The 18,125-nt window shown below is 63.2% G+C and carries 16 protein-coding genes; 3 read left to right on the top strand and 13 right to left on the bottom strand.

Annotated features, from left to right (window positions below; genetic code table 11):
* Positions 1-87: 87 nt before the first annotated feature.
* The 7 genes from ACVI9W_RS23845 to ACVI9W_RS23815 all read right to left on the bottom strand — a co-directional run bounded on the left by ACVI9W_RS23845 (position 88) and on the right by ACVI9W_RS23815 (position 8,878).
* On the bottom strand, positions 88-1,296 hold the full coding sequence (locus tag ACVI9W_RS23845; RefSeq protein ID WP_461531462.1) for a hypothetical protein: 1,209 nt from the start codon (positions 1,294-1,296) through the stop codon (positions 88-90).
* 83 nt (positions 1,297-1,379) lie between these two features.
* Positions 1,380-2,327: a lactate/malate family dehydrogenase gene (locus tag ACVI9W_RS23840; protein WP_461531461.1), complete on the bottom strand. Its 948-nt coding sequence runs from the start codon at positions 2,325-2,327 to the stop codon at positions 1,380-1,382.
* A 174-nt stretch (positions 2,328-2,501) separates the two neighbouring features.
* The gene (locus ACVI9W_RS23835) at positions 2,502-3,548 is read right to left on the bottom strand and encodes an AraC family transcriptional regulator (protein ID WP_461531460.1); all 1,047 of its coding nucleotides are present in this window, start codon (positions 3,546-3,548) and stop codon (positions 2,502-2,504) included.
* A 23-nt stretch (positions 3,549-3,571) separates the two neighbouring features.
* Positions 3,572-5,350, bottom strand: a complete 1,779-nt coding sequence (locus tag ACVI9W_RS23830) for an acyl-CoA dehydrogenase C-terminal domain-containing protein (protein ID WP_461531459.1) — start codon at positions 5,348-5,350, stop codon at positions 3,572-3,574.
* A 13-nt stretch (positions 5,351-5,363) separates the two neighbouring features.
* Entirely contained in the window at positions 5,364-6,563 is a 1,200-nt protein-coding gene (locus ACVI9W_RS23825; protein ID WP_461531458.1) for a 3-oxoadipyl-CoA thiolase, read from the bottom strand.
* Between the two features lie 23 nt (positions 6,564-6,586).
* Positions 6,587-8,104 (bottom strand): 3-hydroxyacyl-CoA dehydrogenase, encoded by a 1,518-nt coding sequence (locus ACVI9W_RS23820; protein WP_461531457.1) that lies wholly within the window; start codon positions 8,102-8,104, stop codon positions 6,587-6,589.
* 3 nt (positions 8,105-8,107) lie between these two features.
* Positions 8,108-8,878, bottom strand: a complete 771-nt coding sequence (locus tag ACVI9W_RS23815; RefSeq protein ID WP_461531456.1) for an enoyl-CoA hydratase — start codon at positions 8,876-8,878, stop codon at positions 8,108-8,110.
* Between the two features lie 286 nt (positions 8,879-9,164).
* Between ACVI9W_RS23815 and ACVI9W_RS23810 the strand changes: the two genes are divergently transcribed.
* The 3 genes from ACVI9W_RS23810 to ACVI9W_RS23800 are packed head-to-tail and all read left to right on the top strand — an operon-like array spanning position 9,165 to position 12,695.
* Complete coding sequence (locus ACVI9W_RS23810; protein ID WP_461531455.1) at positions 9,165-9,977, top strand: IclR family transcriptional regulator; 813 nt, start codon at positions 9,165-9,167, stop codon at positions 9,975-9,977.
* 16 nt (positions 9,978-9,993) lie between these two features.
* Entirely contained in the window at positions 9,994-11,151 is a 1,158-nt protein-coding gene (locus tag ACVI9W_RS23805) for an acyl-CoA dehydrogenase family protein (protein WP_461531454.1), read from the top strand.
* Positions 11,151-12,695, top strand: coding sequence for a class I adenylate-forming enzyme family protein (locus ACVI9W_RS23800; RefSeq protein ID WP_461531453.1), 1,545 nt, complete (start codon positions 11,151-11,153; stop codon positions 12,693-12,695). The genes ACVI9W_RS23805 and ACVI9W_RS23800 overlap by 1 nt, the downstream gene beginning before the upstream one ends.
* A gap of 97 nt (positions 12,696-12,792) precedes the next feature.
* Here ACVI9W_RS23800 and ACVI9W_RS23795 read toward each other — a convergent pair whose 3' ends face one another.
* The 6 genes from ACVI9W_RS23795 to ACVI9W_RS23770 are packed head-to-tail and all read right to left on the bottom strand — an operon-like array spanning position 12,793 to position 17,817.
* Positions 12,793-14,196, bottom strand: coding sequence for a DUF1254 domain-containing protein (locus ACVI9W_RS23795; RefSeq protein WP_461531452.1), 1,404 nt, complete (start codon positions 14,194-14,196; stop codon positions 12,793-12,795).
* Between the two features lie 20 nt (positions 14,197-14,216).
* Positions 14,217-14,798, bottom strand: a complete 582-nt coding sequence (locus ACVI9W_RS23790) for a DUF2889 domain-containing protein (RefSeq protein WP_422421233.1) — start codon at positions 14,796-14,798, stop codon at positions 14,217-14,219.
* A gap of 49 nt (positions 14,799-14,847) precedes the next feature.
* Positions 14,848-15,675 carry an SDR family NAD(P)-dependent oxidoreductase gene (locus ACVI9W_RS23785; protein ID WP_461531451.1) on the bottom strand — a complete coding sequence of 276 codons (828 nt, stop codon included), beginning with the start codon at positions 15,673-15,675 and terminating at the stop codon, positions 14,848-14,850.
* Positions 15,676-15,701: 26 nt separating this feature from the next.
* Complete coding sequence (locus ACVI9W_RS23780; protein WP_461531450.1) at positions 15,702-16,121, bottom strand: MaoC family dehydratase; 420 nt, start codon at positions 16,119-16,121, stop codon at positions 15,702-15,704.
* Positions 16,122-16,131: 10 nt separating this feature from the next.
* Complete coding sequence (locus ACVI9W_RS23775; RefSeq protein ID WP_461531449.1) at positions 16,132-16,572, bottom strand: MaoC family dehydratase N-terminal domain-containing protein; 441 nt, start codon at positions 16,570-16,572, stop codon at positions 16,132-16,134.
* A gap of 57 nt (positions 16,573-16,629) precedes the next feature.
* A complete protein-coding gene (locus ACVI9W_RS23770) occupies positions 16,630-17,817 on the bottom strand; it encodes a lipid-transfer protein (RefSeq protein ID WP_038610348.1) in 1,188 nt (395 codons plus the stop codon).
* Positions 17,818-18,125 lie beyond the last annotated feature (308 nt).

Raw genomic sequence — 18,125 nt, 5'->3', positions numbered from 1 at the left:
CATCCTGGCACTGCTTTTTATCATTTCGACACTTTGCTCACCTGGCGAGCCTGGGTGACTCAGTGCAGGTTCAGATTTGAAACGCAGTCAATAATTTCGTGCCTCATCGAACCAACGTTGCGCCTGTTCTTCGGTCACGCTCAAACTGGCGACACGGGCAAGCTGGCTGAGCTGCCACACCGCCACACCAAGGTCTTCGCGCTCAGTCGTTTCAATGCCCTTCATGGTATTGAAATGATTGGCAAAGGCCGTGATTATGGCTTTGACCGCTTGCGCACTTTCAGCTTTTGCGAGTGCGCCCACAGCAGCGTCATAGGCAGCATTCGCGGCCTTCGCCAAGCGACTGCCCCAGCCTGCGAACGGCCTTGCGAACTCGCTCTGCCACCATTCAACTTTGCGCAGCTTGCTGACCGATGCATAGTCATTCCAGGCTCGAACTTTCCCTCGTGCTTTCATCTGCGCTTTCAATAGTTTTCCGCCGGCCTCGTCGACGTTATAGGCAATGAACATGTCGAGCTCCGGCCAAATGTCGAGTGACGGCAAGCCTGTCAGATCGGGCGCAAACCTGATTTCCAGACGCTTGAGCCGGGGAAGCTTCGCGAGCGCTGCCCAGTCGGTAAAGCAGCCATGGAGCGCGAGGCTATCCAGTTGTGAAAAACGCTCAAGCGCTTTGAGCGAAATCGGTTGACCCAGTGGGTTGCTGTTCAGCGACAGTGAGGGCACATCGTGGAGCAGACCCAGTTCGGGCAGCGTATAGGGTGTGCTGCTATGACGGCGCGAAAGCGTCGGTGCCAGCGAGAGCGAGTGCGGCAAATTACCCGCTGCGGTAAAACGTGAGAGGTCGCCGACCAAGTCAAGTTGGCCATCCTTGGGTAGCATCAGATCAAGATGGCCGGACACCTGTTCAAGCCGGATTTGCAACGCACAAATCATTGCGGCACTGGCATCGACGCTGCGCCTCTGGGCAAATGCCGGAACCCACACGAATGATTCAATCCTGCGCCGCTGCGACCAGCCGAAAAAGCCGCTGTCATTGCCAAAATACCTTATATAGCGTGGCCACGGCGATCCGGCAGGTGTGGAAAAAGGATCGAATGCCGACCAACTGATCGCTTGGTCCGGAGCGACGTGCAGATCGGCTTTTTTACCCATGCTGGCAGGACCGATGATGAGATTGCCGCGCCCCGCCTCTTGGTTCAGCGTATGGCTGTGCAAGCCCGTCAGGTTAAGCAGGTAGCGACCCGGATCGCTCACCGATCCCACCGGGTGGTCGGACACATCAATTGGCGTGGACATGCAGTTCTCCAGAGTGAATGAGCGGGCAAGGCGACCGATCATGCACCATGATCAACTGCTGACGGTAGTCGCGCGCCGGGTCACTACCGGTCTAGAAGCACGCTGTTGGTTGCCTCTTTGACAATGCGCGCACTGCGCTGCAGGGCCTCGCGCTCTCCGGGGTTGAGTTCTGGATAAGCCATTAACTGTGCTCCGCGGCCATTGAGCACCATCGGTAGCGACAAACATACCTCCGGTACGCCTTCGACTTCGGCATGCACGATAGCGACCGGGAGAATGAGGTCGGTGTTGTGCACGATGGCCTGACAAATCCGCCCAATCGCACTGGCGACTCCATAGTGGGTGGCGCCCTTGCCTTCCTTGATGAGTTTGGCGGACTCGTGAACGGAGCGCAGGATCATATCGCGGCTGGCAGGCCCCAACTCTTTACCGCTCCTGGCCAGGAACATCTCCAGGGGCATACCCGAGACGGTCGCGCCGGACCAGTCGATTAATGCGGATTCGCCGTGTTCGCCGAGAACGTAGGCATGAATTGCAGGCGCCACGACGCCCAGCCGCTCGGAGAGCAGCGATCGCAGTCGCCCGGTGTCAAGGGAGGTGCCGGTGCTGATCACGCGCTCGCGCGCGCAGCGCAGGCGGTCAAAAACGACACTGGTCAATACATCGCAGGGGTTGGTTGCGATTACGTAAATCGCCTCTGGGGCCAATGGCGCAGTGCGATCCACAATGTCCGCTGTGATGGCCGCATTGGTTCTGGCCAGATCCAGACGAGTCTGCCCTGGCTGCAGACCGACACCGGCCGTGAGCACGATGATGTCCGCATCGCGTGCGTTCTCGTAATCACCCGCATAGTAGCGATTGTGTCCCCAGAGTGCTGCTGCGTGGGCGAGGTCCAGCGTCTGCCCTTCGGCCCGTACCCGCGCGACATCGATGATAACGATCTCGGCGCTCGGAATGGCCACGGCCGCAAACAGGGCCGCAGACCCACCCACCAATCCAGCGCCGACAATTACGATCTTGGGTTGCCGCATAGCATGCTTTCCGTCATACCTTGAGAGTTGGACACCTCAACCAGGCGTCAGTCTGTGTGCGTAGTTGTTAAGCAGCGCAGCTGACCCAACGGTATAAGGAGAGGGAACATCAAGGCCTGAGCGAGATCAGGAAAAGGCAAGTTCTCAACAGACTTTTATGTTGAGAACCTACACTCACAGGCGTTTTGTACTGCGCAACACGGGCAGCCCGGCCCCCTTGCGCCAGTCACGCGGGGTACAGGCGTACCAGCGTTTGAACGCGCGAGTGAAGTTGCCTTGCGTCTCGTAGCCCAGGCGGATGGCGACCTCGGCAATCGGTAGACTGGGATCACCGAGCAACTTGGCGGCCAGGGTCTTGCGCGTCTGTTCCAGCAACAGTTCGAAGCTGGTCTGCTGCTCGCTCAGGTGGCGATAGAGGGTAAAACGGTGCACGGCAAAAAATTCAGCGACCTTCTCCGCGCTGCACTCGCCATGCAGCAACAGGCCCTCGATGACCTGGATAACCTGAGCAACCAGATCCGAACTTTCGCGGGCTTTGAGTTCGCTCAGGTGACTGCGCAAAAAGTCGTCGAGCTGGCGGTCATGGCCCTCACGGCGCATGTCCAGCAACGACTGGGCGAACAGCACCTCGTGCTGGGACTGGCCGAACCACACCGGGCAACGGAAGAAACGCTCGTATAACGCCGAGGATGCCGGCTTGCGGTAGGCAATGCGCACCAGCGCCGGACGCCAGCTGCGGCCGACAATCAGCTCCATGATGGTGACAATGGCGGCCAGGTACGCGGTAAGCAGCTGCTCGGCGCCCGGAACGTTGCCGTCGATGGACAAACGCAGGCCGGCATAGCCCTGTTCCTGGGCCAGGCTCAGGTGCAGGCCGCGATACCACAGGCCGCAATAGCGGATCAGCGACTCGGTGGCGTCGCGTACGGTCGGCGCGTTGAGCACCAGAAAGCGCAAGGGGCCGGCGTTCTGCAGATTGGCCCGCTGCCCCAGCAGCAGGCCCAGGTGATCACAGCCGCTTAACTGCTCGGCCTCTTCGAGTATCCGGCCGTGGGTCAGGACCGGCAGCGGCAGCATCGGCTGTGCAAAGGACTGCTGTTCGATACCGTAACGCGCCAGCATCGGCCACGGATCAAAACCCAGCGACTGCAGTACCACCGGCAATGAGACGAGCGCACCCAGTGGGATGGATTTCTCCGCCACATCGTTCGCTCGTTTCATGGCTACCTCAGTTGGTTGCGACCTCAGAACTGCTCGGGGTCGAAGGCGCTCAAGACCTCGGCCCCGGCCCGTACTCGCTGCAAGTGTATCGCTGTCTGCGGGAGAATTCGCTCGAAGAAGAACCGCGCAGTCAGCCGTTTGGCACGGTAGAACCCGGTGCTGTCGTCACTGTCGGCCAGATGCCGATCAGCGATCAACGCCATGCGTGCCCATTGCAGGCCGAAGGCGACCAGCGCGGTCAGGTGCAGGTAGTCTACCGCCGCAGCGCCGCTGGTGGCCGGGTCGTTACGTTCAAGCAAGTAATCGGTGGCCCGTTTCAGGTCGCCGAGTGCTTGTTGCAACGCCACGGTACAGTCGCCCAGTTGCGCGCCCCGTTCCTGGCAGAAATCCTCGACCAGGGCCATGAACCGCTTCAGCGCCCTGCCCTCGTTGAGCTTGAGTTTGCGCGCCACCAGATCCATGGCCTGCACGCCATTGGTGCCTTCGTACAGCGGCGTGATGCGGGCGTCACGCAACAGCTGCTCGATGCCCCATTCGCGAATGTAGCCATGGCCGCCGAAGCACTGCATCGCCAGGCTGATGCTTTCCACGCCCTGATCGGTGCAGTAGGCCTTGATCATTGGTGTCAGCAAGCCCAACAGGTCGTTGGCTGATTCGCGCACCTCAGGATCCGAGTGCTTGTGCGCAAGATCAACCTGCAAGCCCGCCCAGTACGCCAGCGCCCGGCCACCTTCGACAAAGGCGCGCTGGCTCAGCAGCATACGTTGCACATCCGGGTGCGCGACAATCGGATCGGCCGCGCGTTCAGGCGCAATCGCTCCCCCCGGCGCACGCCCCTGCAGGCGGTCACGGGCATAGCTGGCGGCATTCTGATAAGCCACCGAGGCCAGGCTCAAGCCCTGCACGCCCACGGCCAGGCGGGCGCTGTTCATCATCACGAACATCACCTTCAGGCCTTGATGCGCTTCGCCGAGCAGATAGCCGGTGGCGTCGTCGTAGTTCATCACGCAGGTCGGGTTGCCGTGGATGCCCATCTTCTCTTCCAGCGAACCGCACTGCACGCCGTTGCGCGCACCCAGCGAGCCGTCGGGGTTGACCAGGAACTTGGGAACGATGAACAGGCTGATGCCCTTGACCCCGGCAGGCGCATCCGGCAGACGCGCCAGCACCAGATGAATGATGTTTTCCGCCAGATCATGCTCACCGGCAGAGATGAAAATCTTGGTGCCGCTGATCCGGTAGCTGCCGTCCGCTTGCGGATGGGCGCGGCTGCGCAACAGGCCAAGGTCGGTGCCGCAATGGGGTTCGGTGAGGTTCATCGTGCCGGTCCAGCGCCCGGCGATCATCGGCGGCAGGAACAGCGCCTTCTGCGCGGCAGTACCGCCATTGGCGATGGCATTGGCGGCGCCGTGGCTGAGGCCGGCGAACATCGAGAACGCCAGGTTGGCGCTGGTCATGATTTCGCGTACGGCGATGCCCAGCACATGAGGCAAGCCCTGGCCGCCATAGGCGGGTGAGGCGGTAAGGCCGGTCCAGCCACCTTCGGCGTACAGCCGATAGGCCTCACGAAAGCCGGGTGCGGTAGTGACCTCGGCGTTTTCCAGGCGGCAACCGATATGATCGCCTACCGCATTGAGCGGCGCCAGGACGCCGCTGGCCAGTCGCCCGGCCTCTTCGAGGATCGCCGTACTGACGTCCCTGGGCGCATCGGCAAAGCCGTCAAGGTCGGCATAGTGTTCCAGTTCCAGCAGTTCATCGAGGACGAACTGCATATCGCGCAGCGGTGCAGTGTAGGTTGCCATGCTTGTTGTCCTCTCAGATTCGCTCGATGACCACGGCCAGCCCCTGGCCGACGCCAATGCACAGGCTGACCACCGCATAGCGCCCGCCCCTGCGCTCCAGTTCGCGCAGCGCGGTCAGCACCAACCGCGCGCCGGACGCGCCGAGCGGATGGCCCAAGGCAATCGCCCCGCCGTTGGGGTTGATGCGCGGGTCGTCTTCGCGCAACTCCAGTAGCTTCAGGCAACCCAGTACCTGGGCGGCGAAGGCTTCGTTGATTTCAATCAGGTCCATATCGGCAAGCGTCAGACCAGCACGCTGCAACGCTTTGGGAATGGCATAGGCCGGGCCGATGCCCATCACCCGCGGCGCGACACCGGCGGCAGCGCCACTGAGAATGCGCCCCCGTGGTTTGACCCCGGCGCGCTCACCCAGCGCACGACTGCCGATCAGCAGCGCGGCGGCACCGTCGTTGATACCCGAAGCATTGCCAGCCGTGACCACACCGCCCTGGAACAACGGATTGAGCCGTGCCAGCCCCGGGGCATCGGCTTCAGGCCGAGGGTGTTCGTCGTAGCCAATGCTCACGCTGCCCTTGCGTCCTGCCGGCACGGCAACCGGCACGATCTCCGCGTCGAAAAAACCGTCTGCCAGGGCCCGGGCGTACCGCTGCTGCGAGGCCAGGGCAAAGGCGTCCGAAGCTTCCCGGCTGATGTCGTAGTCACGCGCTACGTTGTCGGCGGTTTCCGGCATGGTTTCGCTGCCATAGGCCGCGCTGACCTGCGGGTTGGGGAAGCGTGCGCCGATGGTGGTGTCGAACAGCCTGGCCTCGCGGCTATAAGCGGACTCGGACTTGCCCAGCACGAACGGTGCGCGACTCATGCTTTCCACACCACCGGCCAGGTACAGCTCGCCTTCACCACAGCTCACCGCGCGGGCGGCGTCCAGCACTGCCGCCAGGCCGCTGGCACACAGGCGGTTGACGGTCTGGCCGGCAACCGTGACGGGCAAGCCCGCGGCGAGCAAGGCATTGCGCGCGACGTTGCGGCTGTCTTCACCGGCCTGGTTGGTGCAGCCAAGGATCACGTCCTCGATCTGTTCGGCGGCAAACGGCGAACGCGCCACCAGCGCCTTGATCACTTGTGCGGCGAGATCGTCCGGGCGTAAGGGGGCAAGGCCTCCGGCATGGCGGCCAAAGGCACTGCGCAAACCGTCATAGATATAAGCGTCAAGCATGGTCAATCCTCAATTGGACAGCATCAGGTATCAGCAGTGAGCAACGACAGGCGCAGGCCGGCGCGGCGCATCAGCCACGGGCTTGGGCGGTAACGTGGATCGCGGTAGTAGCTGTACAGCTGGTCGAGCACCTCGAGCACAGTCTCGGCGCCCAGCTCGTCGCCCCAGCTCAACGGTCCCCGGGGGTAGCCGAGGCCGAGGCGGATGGCGTTGTCGATATCCGCCGGGCTGGCCACCCGTTGCTGGGCCATGTCGCAGGCAATGTTGATGATCTGCGCCAGCACCCGCTGCGAGACGAAACCGGCGCTGTCGCGGATCACGCTGACCGCCACACCATCGGCGGCCAGCAATGCACGGGCCGCCTCGCGCCATTGCGCCGTGGTGGCCACCGTGGTCATCAATACCCGACGGCGTTCCAGTGGCAGCAAGGTGTCGAGTGCCAGCGTGCGGCGCGGGTCCAGTTGCTCGGCCTGCGCACTGAGGCTGGCATCGACACCCAGCGGCAGGACGATGCACAGTGCGTCGGGACTGGGCCGCACGCCCGGCTCAACCTTCACGCCAAGCGTTGCCAACAGGCTGACCACGCGGGCGCGCGCCGCAGGGCGCACATTGCTCACCCACACCGGGATGTCGGGCATCGGGGCCGGCGGCTGTTCTGCGGGTACCTGCTGCAGACCATCGATGTAGCGATAGAACCCCTCGCCGGTCTTGCGCCCGAGCAGTCCGGCTTCCAGTCGCTGACGGGTGATCAGCGTCGGCCGGTAGCGTGGTTCCTGGAAGTACTGCTGGTAGATCGACTCGGTGACCGGATGGGAAACATCCAGCCCGGTCAGGTCGAACAACTCGCACGGGCCCATGCGAAAGCCGGCCTGTTCGCGCAGGATGCGGTCGAGTTCAACCGGCTGCGTCACCGACTCACTGAGTACACGCATGGCTTCGGTGCCATAACCACGGCCACCATGGTTGACGATGAAGCCCGGAGTATCCTGCGCGCGCACCGCCAGATGACCGAAGCGCGTACCCAAAGCCAGCAGGGTTTGCCCGACCCACGGAGCGCTCTGCAGCCCTTCGATGACTTCGACGATCTTCATCAACGGCACCGGATTGAAAAAGTGAAAGCCACCGACCCGCGCTGGCAGCCGGCATTGCGCGGCAATCGCCGTGACCGACAGCGACGAGGTGTTGCTGGCCAGCAGGCAGTCATCGCTGACGATGGTTTCCAGCTCGGCGAACAAGGCACGCTTGGCCGCCAGGTCCTCGATGATCGCTTCGACCACCAGCTGACAATCGGCCAGTTCACTGAGGTCATCGACCGGCAGCAAGCGCTGCGCCGCGGCCAGCACCTGATCGGCATTCAGCTTGCCTTTGCCGGCCAGCGTCTCAAGCGTGCGCTGGATGTTCTGGCGCGCAGCCTGTGCAGCGCCCTCGCGGCGGTCGAACAGGTACACCGTGACCCCGGCCAGCGCGGCGATCTGGGCGATACCGGCGCCCATGACCCCGGCGCCGACCACCGCCATGCAATTGATATCCCGTGGCTGCATGCTTCAGCTCCCCGCATAGACTGGTTTGCGTTTATCGAGAAAGGCGCGCATGCCTTCTTTCTGGTCGGCCGAATCGAACAGCAACTGGAACGCCTTGCGCTCAAGCATCAACGCGGCCTCCAGCGAAGCGTCCTGACCGGCGAGGAGCACTTCCTTGATCTGCATGACCGCCAAGGGCGGCATGGCGGCGATCAGCGTCGCCATTTCCAGGGCGCGGGCCTGTACCTGCGCATCGTCCACCACCTCACTGGCCAACCCCATGGCCAGCGCTTCGTCGGCACTGACTGACAGCCCGGTCAGCAGCATGCGCATGGCCTGGAACTTGCCGACCGCGCGGGTCAGGCGCTGGGTGCCGCCCGCGCCGGGCATGATGCCCACGCGCACCTCCGGCTGGGCAAAGCTGGCACCGCGTCCGGCGATGATCAGGTCGGCGTGCATGGCCAGCTCGCAACCGCCGCCAAGGGCAAAGCCATTGACCGCGGCAATCACCGGTTTCGGGCACTGGGCAATCGCCGCCCACAGGCGCTGGGTCTGGCGCAGCAACATGTCGATGGCACCACGCTCGACCATGTCGCGGATATCGGCACCGGCGGCAAACACCGTGTCACCACCGGTCAAGACGATGCAGCGCACCGCAGGATCATTACCCAGCTGGTTGAAATGCCCAGCCAGCTGTTCGCGCACCGCCTGGTTCAGGGCATTGCGCGCTTCGGGACGGTTCAGGCGTACCAGCGCCACCCCTGGCAAGGGGTGCTCTACGAGGGTTTCACTCATGCTTTTGTCCTTGTTGTATTTCGCTGTGCGGAACACTGTTTCGCAATACAATCCAGACTACGCAAATTCATCGAGCGTTGTAAATCGCTGGCGTCGCCTTGCGCTGAATGAATTTTAGGGAAAGTGTCTGAATTGCGGGTTACAAGCCTGTTCAGCGACAAAGCCTGCTGGATTAACTAATTTCGCCGTGCGAAACTAGATTTTGATTTCTTGACTCGCCGATTTTTCCTGTGCCAGCATCCGGCCGGCGATCGGTGAACCCCTACCTGATCCACGAGGAATGTCCATGGACAAGCGCAAACGCATCGACACCGAAATCGACCTGCAAGCCCTGGAGCCGGACCGTCAGTTCGTCACCGCCCTGGCGCGTGGCCTGGAGCTGCTGCGTTGCTTCCGCCCCGGCGAACGGCACCTGGGTAACCAGGAACTGGCGGCGCGCAGCGGCCTGCCGAAAGCCACGGTGTCGCGCCTGACCTACACCCTGACCCGCCTCGGCTACCTGCAGTACCTGAACAATCTGGGCAAATACGCCATCGACACCGGCGTGCTGGCCCTGGGTTACGCCCACCTCAGCGGCCTCGACGTGCGCCGCCAGGCCCGACCGTTGATGCAGGAGCTGGCCGACCTCACGCAGAGCTCGGTGTCGCTGGGTGCCCGCGACCGCCTGAGCATGGTCTACGTCGAGAACTGCCAGGGCCCCGGCCCGCTGACCCTGCGCCTGGACATCGGCTCACGCATTCCGATGGCCAGCACCGCCATGGGCCGCGCCTATCTGGCCGGCCTGCCGGAGCACGAACGCGATCTGCTGCTCGACCAACTGCGCGCCCGTCACGGCGATGACTGGCCCGCGCTGCGCACACAACTGGACAAAGCCTTTCGCCAATACCAGGACCATGGCTACTGCCTGGCGGTCGGCGAATGGCAGAAAGACATCAACGCCGTCGGCGTGCCCCTGATCCACCCGGACGGTTCCGGCGTCGTTGCCTTCAGCTGTGGAGGACCGGCCTTCGTGCTGCGCCAGCACATGCTTGAAGACGACCTGGGACCGCGTCTCGCGCACCTGGTGCGCACTGTCGAAGCCACTCTGGGCCGACAATAACTCCAAGAGGTCTTGCATGATCAACGATCAGGAAACACTCAACCTGCTGCTCGACAGCCTGTCGCGTTTCGTCCGCGAACGGCTGGTGCCCGCCGAGCATGAGGTGGCGGAAAACGACTGCATACCGCCAGCCATCATCGAGGAAATGCGCGAACTGGGCCTGTTCGGCCTGTGCATTCCCCAGGACTACGATGGCCTTGGCTTGAGCATGGAAGAAGAGGTCCTGGTGGCCTTCGAACTGGGCAAGACCTCCCCGGCCTTCCGTTCCCTGATCGGCACCAACAACGGCATCGGCTCCCAGGGCCTGATCATCGACGGCACCGAGGCGCAGAAGCGCCACTACCTGCCGCGCATGGCCTCGGGTGAACTGATCGGCTCGTTCGCGCTGACCGAACCTGGCGCTGGCTCCGACGCGGCGGCGCTGCGCACCAGCGCTGTACGTGACGGCGACAGCTATGTGCTCAACGGCACCAAGCGCTTTATCACCAATGCCCCGCACGCGGGCATTTTCACCGTCATGGCCCGCACCAACCCGCAGATCAAGGGCGCAGGCGGCATCTCGGCGTTCATCGTTGAAGCCGGCACTCCTGGCCTGTCGCTGGGCAAGGTCGACCAGAAGATGGGCCAGAAAGGCGCCCACACCTGCGACGTGATTTTCGAGAACTGCCGCATTCCGGCCGCCAACCTGATTGGCGGCGTCGAAGGCGTCGGCTTCAAGACCGCGATGAAGGTCCTCGACAAGGGCCGTCTGCACATCGCCGCAATCTGCGTCGGTGCCGCCGAGCGCATGCTCGATGACGCCCTGACCTACGCCTTGGAGCGCCAACAATTCGGTCAAGCTCTGGCCGAGTTCCAGCTGATCCAGGCAATGCTCGCCGACAGCCAGGCCGAGATCTACGCCGCCCGCTGCATGGTCCTCGATGCCGCGCGCAAGCGTGATCTCAAACAGGACGTATCGATGGAGGCGTCGTGCTGCAAGATGTTTGCCTCGGAGATGTGCGGGCGCGTCGCTGACCGTGCCGTGCAGATCTTTGGCGGCGCCGGTTACGTTGCCGAATACGGCATCGAACGTTTCTACCGGGATGTGCGCCTGTTCCGCATTTACGAAGGCACCACGCAGATCCAGCAACTGGTGATCGCGCGTAACCTGATCCGTCGTGCGGAGAGCCGCTGATGCTTGAACGCGATGCAATCATTGCCGAACTGCCTGGGCGCCTGCACCTGTTGCTGGACCGCCACGGCCGTGAACACGCCGCCAGCCCTGCCGTGCATGAAGGCGCCATCACCCTCAGTTACGGTGAACTGCGCCTGGCCGTCGAGCTGCTGCAGGCGCAACTGATCCAGGATGGCGTGCGGGCTGGCGACCGGGTCATGCTGGTGGCCGAGAACTGCCGCCTGCTGGTCGCCGCCCTGCTCGCCTTGAGCCGCCTGGATGCCTGGGCGGTGGTGGTCAATGCACGCCTGTCGGCCAGCGAGCTGGACAGCATCGAAAGCCATTGCACACCGCGCCGGGTGCTGTTTGCCAGTGCCGCCTCGGGCAGTGCCGCACGCCACGCCGAACGGGTCGGGGCACAAGCACGTGAAGTTGCCCACCTGGGCAGCTTTCACATCGCTGCCCTCAACCACACCTGCCTGGTTGAACCGGTAGAACCGGACCCGGCCAGGCAAGTGGCGGCGATGATCTACACCACCGGAACTACCGGTGCCCCGAAAGGCGTGATGCTCACCCACCGCAATCTGCTGTACATCGCCTGCACCGCCAGTCGGCTGCGGCACTTGCGCCGTGACGACCGGGTTTATGCGGTGTTGCCGATTTCCCATGTGTTTGGCCTCACCGCGGTCTGCCTGGCGAGCCTTTACAGTGGCGCGGCGTTGCACTTGCAAGCGCGCTTTGACCCAGCGGAACTGGCGCGTGCGCTGGCCGAAGACGGCATCACCCTGATGCAGGGTGTACCGGCGATGTTCGCCCGTTTGCTGGAGCACGCCGACAACCAGGGCGTTGCCTTGCACGCGCCGCAGTTGCGCTTTCTCTATGCCGGCGGCTCACCTCTGGACATGAGCCTCAAGGATGCCGTCGAACAACGTTTCGGGGTGCCGCTGCACAATGGTTATGGCCTGACCGAAAGCTCACCCACCATCAGCCAGACCCGCATCGAAGCACCGCGCCGCGACACCTCGGTGGGCCGGCCGATTCCGGGGCTGGAGATTCGCTTGCTCGACAGTACCCGGCAAAATGCGGTGCCGCGGGGTGAAGTCGGTGAACTCTGGGTGCGTGGCCCGAATGTCATGAAAGGCTACTACCGTGCTGCCGAGCAGACCGCACAGGTACTGACGGCCGACGGCTGGTTGAACACCGGTGACCTGGCGCGTCAGGATGATGAAGGCGCGCTGTTTATCGTCGGGCGCAGCAAGGAGCTGATCATCCGCTCGGGCTTCAACGTCTACCCGCCGGAGGTCGAAGCCGTGCTCAATGCCTACCCCGGCGTCGTGCTCTCGGCGGTGGTCGGGCGTCCGGTACCGGGCAATGAAGAGGTGGTGGCGTTCGTCCAGGTGGCCGATGCCGAACGCTTCGACCTGCCTGCACTTGAAGCTCACCTGGCGGAACACTTGTCGCCCTACAAGCGCCCCAGCCATGTTCGCGTGCTCGAAGCCCTGCCTTGCGCGGCGAGCGGAAAAGTACTGAAGCACCAGCTGCAGGCCATGAGCCTGGCGCTTTAGCCCCCCTCCGGTGGGAGCGGGCTTGCCCCGCGATTGCGGTGTGTCAGCTACATTGCTTCGCGGGGCAAGCCCGCTCCCACAGGCAGTATTGTTTCCGCTAGTACCGTTCGACTTTCGGCGCTTGCCAGCGCCCGTCCAGCGCCTCGGCCTTGGGCCAGTAGAGCCGGCCGGCCAGGTAGAACGGGCCATCGGGCGCCGGCAACCAGTTGGCCAGCTGCTCGCTGGCCGGCTGCTGATGCTGGATGTACAGGGTCAAGCCACCATCGGCATCGCGCTTGAGGTTGCCCAGCATCGGCGAGTTGATCAGGTAGCGGTTCAACGGGTTGGCGACCAGCAAGCGCTTGGCGTCATACAGGGTCAGCGACCAGAAGGCATTCACCGGTGGCAGCTGCCCCGGCGCAAAGCGCAAGGTGTAGCGATGGCGCGAAGCGTCGAGTTTTTGCCCCTGGACGTCGAGGTAGAACGGCGGATAGAGCGTCTCTTCGCGGTCGTTGCCATACAGGCCGGTGACGGTTGCCCGCATGCGGTACAGGTAGTTGTTGGCAAGGAACTCGCGGCTGCCGAGAAAACGCGAAGTCGATATCTCGCCACGCGCAACCTGCTGACCGAGCGCCTCGAAGTCCTGCCAGGCATCTGCAATACCGGCGCGGATCGCCTCGCGAATCTCCACCGGCAATGACTGCTCATCAAAGCTCAGCCCAGGACCAATGCCCAGTTTTGCAAAGCGCTGCATCAGGCTTTGTTCCGAAGGATGGATCGGCGAAAGTCCAAGAATAAAGTTCAACTGTTTGAAAAACGCCAGGTCGCTACGCTCGGCTTCGGCGCTGAGCGGTGGCGGAAAGTTAATCGCAGGGGCCGCTGCCGGCGCGGGCTGGCCAAGGAACGCCGAGAGCGGTTGAACCTTGTAGCCGGCCTGGACCTTTTTCACATTCTCCAGGTCGTCGGCGCCGCGTAGCTGGGTGCGGTAGAAGACAAAAGCGAAGCGGGTTTCAGAGCGCAGCACGCGATCGATACCCGGCGGCACACTGCCTTGCCAGTCCGGGCCGACGAGCAGAAAGGTACCCCCACCGTTGCCGGTGGTACGGCTGCCGACATAACCGAAGTTATGGGTGTAGGCATCGACGAACTGCGCCGAATAATAGCGCCCGTCCTCTACCACGGGCATGGTTAGCACCAGTGGTTCGCTGCCCAGGTCTGCGCCAAGCTGGGAGTACGGCGTGTCGGCATTGGGCGTCGGATAGGCCTTGTCGTCCGGCGTGTAAATGCGCGCCGTGTTATGCAGGGTATTCCACGGCGCTTTGAACTCTGGGTGTTGCCGGTCCTGGAAATAGGTGTACTGGACGCGGTAGTGATCCACCAAAGGAAACCCATAGGTATAGGCTTGCTTGGCGATGCTACGCACCTCGCTCGGCGTCAGCGCCTCGGCGACGGACAGTTGCGCATGGCTGAACAGCGCCAGGGCGGCCAGCAGGACGAAGCGTTTTATTGTAATTGTGTTCACCGGGTACTCCTTGTGAGGGTTCAGCGCGGCGCTGGATCAGCGATCGGTTGCCATTCATTGGCACGTCGGGCGGCATCGCCATCAGGGTGATAGGCATGGCAGGTGCCGATCACCCAGTGCTGTGGCAGCTGATAATCGCTATCCCGCGCGGCGCGCTGACGCTGGCGCAGGCGCAGCAGCGGCGCCAGGGTCTGGATCGCGGTGGTTGCCATGGGCCCGAGCAATTCGGTCAGGTGGGTGCAACCCTTCACGCCCCCTACCCGCTCGGCAACCCGCTTCTTGAAGCCCGGACCGATACTCACCCCCACCAATGCCGCATAGGCGCGGTTGATCTGGCTGCACACCGGTGTTGGCGCTTGCTCGGAAACGGCTTTTATCTGCTGGATCACCAGCGCGCGGTCGATGGTCATGACAATGCGCATGTAATGCAGTACGCCATTGGCCGGGATGGTGCCGTAGGGGAAGTCGGTATCAACGCCTTTGGTGTCGAGCAGGCGGCCCTCGATATCGAACAGGCCGTCATCGCGCTCAAAGCCGGTGCAGACAACCTGGCGGCTATGGAGCAGTCGGCGCTTCGGCTGACCGCCAATAGACTGTGTCATCGCTATGCACTCCCGTGTTGCGGAGCGCCAAGGCGCCCCGCAACCGTTCTCAGACGTTGCCCAGACCGCCACCGCACACCAGCACCTGGCCGCTGACGTAATCGGACTCCGGAATGCAGAACAGGTACACCGCGCCCGCCGCTTCCTCGGTGTTGCCAGGACGGCCCAGCGGAATCAGGCTTTTCGACTGCTCGACGATGGCCGGGCTGATGCCCACCTTGATCTCACGGCCTTCGATGTTGATGTAGTTCGGGTCGCCTTCCACCGGTTGGGTCTGGCGGGTTTCGATATGGCCGAAAGCAACGGCATTGACGTTGACCTTCATCCGCCCCCATTCCTTGGCCAGGCACTTGGTCATGCCCAGTACCCCGGCTTTGGCGGTCGAATAGTTGACTTGCCCCGGGTTGCCGCTGGCCGATACCGACGAGACGTTCACCACTTTGCGATTGACCACACGGCCTTCGGCGGCCTCTTGCTTGGCCATGGCGCTGATGATCGGCTGCGCGGCGCGCAGAATGCGAAACGGCGCGGTGATATGGCAGTCGAGGATGGCGTACCACTGCTCATCGCTCATTTTCTGGATCACGTTGTCCCAGGTGTAACCGGCATTGTTGACGATGATGTCGATGCCGCCGTAGTTGTCGACGGCGGTCTTGACGAAACGATCGGCGAAATCGACAGCAGTGACACTGCCGACGCAGGCCACGGCTTCGCCGCCAGCGGCGCGGATCTCGGCAACCACTTCTTCAGCGGGGCCGGCATCCAGGTCATTGACCACCACGCGGGCGCCATCGGCGGCCAGTTTCAAGGCCACGCTACGGCCAATGCCACGGCCGGAGCCGGTTACCAGGGCGACTTTGCCTGTGAGTTTGCTCATCGGGATATTCCTTGTTTTTAGAGGGTTCAGGTCAGCGCCACGACGGCTTCGCCAACCAGTTTGTCGTCGCCGTATTGATTGGCGCAGCGGATCGCCAGGCGTACACGCAGTTCACCCGCGGCCTCGAAGCGCTCGATGACCCTGGCGCTGCAGGTAGGCACATGCCCCAACTGGGTGATGCCGGTGAAGCGCACCGACAAGCTGCGGATTTGCGCTTGCGCCACCCACGCCGTGAGCAAGCGGCCAAGGTAGGCCACCGAAAGCATGCCGTGGGCGAACACATCGGGCTGGCGCGCCTTGCGGGCGAAGTCCAGGTCGATGTGCACCTGGTTATGGTCGCCGGAGGCACCGGCGTACAGCGCCAGTGTGGTGCGATTGACCGCTGGCAAAGTCAGCGACGGCAGCTCGAAACCGACCTGCACATCGCGCCATTGAATAGGGTTCATTGCCGGCTCCTCAGCGCTGGACCAGGGATGAACGGATGTCGGCGATGTGCTGGCCATCCTGATTGGTCACGCGGGTCTGTTGCACCACGAAGGTCAGCGCCCCGCCTTTTTTCTGGTACACGTCCAGCACCCGGGTATCGAAGGTCAGCACGTCGCCGGCGTAAGCCATGCCGTGATAGTCGAAACCCTGTTCAGCATGGAGGATGCGCCCAAGGTCAAAGCCAAAAACCTCCTGGACGATGTGATCGGTGTCGCGCCCTTCGGCTTCCAGGCACATCAGGAAGCTGGGCGGCACCGGCAGCGACCGGTGTCCGGCCTGCCGGGCAAGCGCTTCGTCGGTGTAAACCGGGTCGGTCTCGCCAATCGCCTTGGCAAAAAAACGCAGGCGGCCCTTTTCAACTTCACAGGTGGTCACACCCAGTGAACGGCCGATCAGACTCGTGTCTGCCATCTCAGGTATTCCTGTCAGTCAGTGCAAACGCGCGCCCTTGACGGGCGCGCAGTATCGTCAGGCGCGACCGAACAGGGTCACGATGCCGGCGCCGCCCAGGCCCAGGTTGTGCTGCAGGGCGTGCTGCAGGTTGGCCACCTGGCGCTTGTCGGCAGTGCCGCGCAGCTGATGGGTCAGCTCGTAGCACTGGGCCAGGCCGGTGGCGCCCAGCGGATGACCTTTGGACAGCAGGCCACCGGACGGATTGATCACCACCTGGCCGCCATAGGTGTTGTCGCCATCCATCACGAAGCGCTCGGCGCCACCTTCCGGACAGAACCCCAGGCCCTCGTAAGTCAGCAGTTCGTTGTGGGCGAAGCAGTCGTGCAGCTCGCAAACGCGGATGTCTTCCGGGCCGACACCGGCTTTCTCGTACACCTCGGTAGCGGCCTGGCGGGTCATGCCGACGCCGACGATGCTGATCAGCGACGGCGGCTCGAAGGCCTCAGGCTGATCGGTCACCAGCGCCTGGGCAAGGATGCACACGTCGGTACGCAGACCGTGCTGCTTGGCGAAGCGCTCGGAAACCACGATCGCGGCGGCACCACCGCAGGTCGGCGGGCAAGCCATCAAACGGGTCATGACGCCGGGGAAAATCACCTGGTCGGCCATCACTTCTTCGGTGGTGACGACCTTCTTGAACACCGACAACGGGTTGTTGGCGGCATGGCGGCTGGCCTTGGCGCGGATCGCCGCGAAGGTTTCCATTCGGGTGCCGTACTTTTCCATGTGCTCGCGACCGGCGCCGCCGAAGAATTTCAGCGCATCCGGCATGTCGCGGCCTTCGGGGAAGATCGCGTCGGCCACTTCATGGCCCTTGCCGTAGGTGATCGGACGGTCGAGCCAGTGCGACTTCAGGGCACCGGGCTGCATCTGTTCGAAGCCGAAGGCCAGCGCGCAATCCACCGCGCCGCTTTCCACCGCCTGGCGCGCCAGGTAGAGGGCGGTAGAGCCGCTGCCGCAGTTGTTGTTGACGTTGATCACCGGGATACCGGTCAGGCCCACCTCATACAGCGCCGACTGGCCGCTGGTGGAGTCGCCGTACACATACCCGGCATACGCCTGTTGGACCTTGCGGTAGTCCACGCCGGCGTCCTGCAAGGCCTGGCGGATGGCTTGCGCGCCCATTTCGATGTAGGTCCCGCTCTGGCCAGGCTTGGCAAATGGAATCATGCCGACACCGGCGACAAATACTTTCTGCGACATCATGTTCTCCAAGGTCAGTTATCAAGGCCTGTGCCATGCGCCCCTGCCTGGCGGCGATCGCGGCAAACCGTCTAACGATGGTCACGTAATGATGAGCAGCGCCGCCCCCCCGGGTGGAGGGGGCGCGGCGGCCAGGGTGCTGAGGGTTGGTCAAAGGCGACGCTCCCCCCCCACTTGAGGGGGAAGGGTAAAACGCACCGGGGTTAGCGTTTGCGGGCAGTCACCTGAACAACAACAAGATCACAGGGGTATCCTAGACGTGACTTTCGCCCTACACCCAAGCGCGCATCGCCAGTGGCCCGCCACCA

Source organism: Pseudomonas sp. 210_17 TE3656, assembly GCF_054821965.1.
Note: the sequence above shows the minus strand (reverse complement) of the source record. Positions and strands in the feature narration are given on the sequence as shown.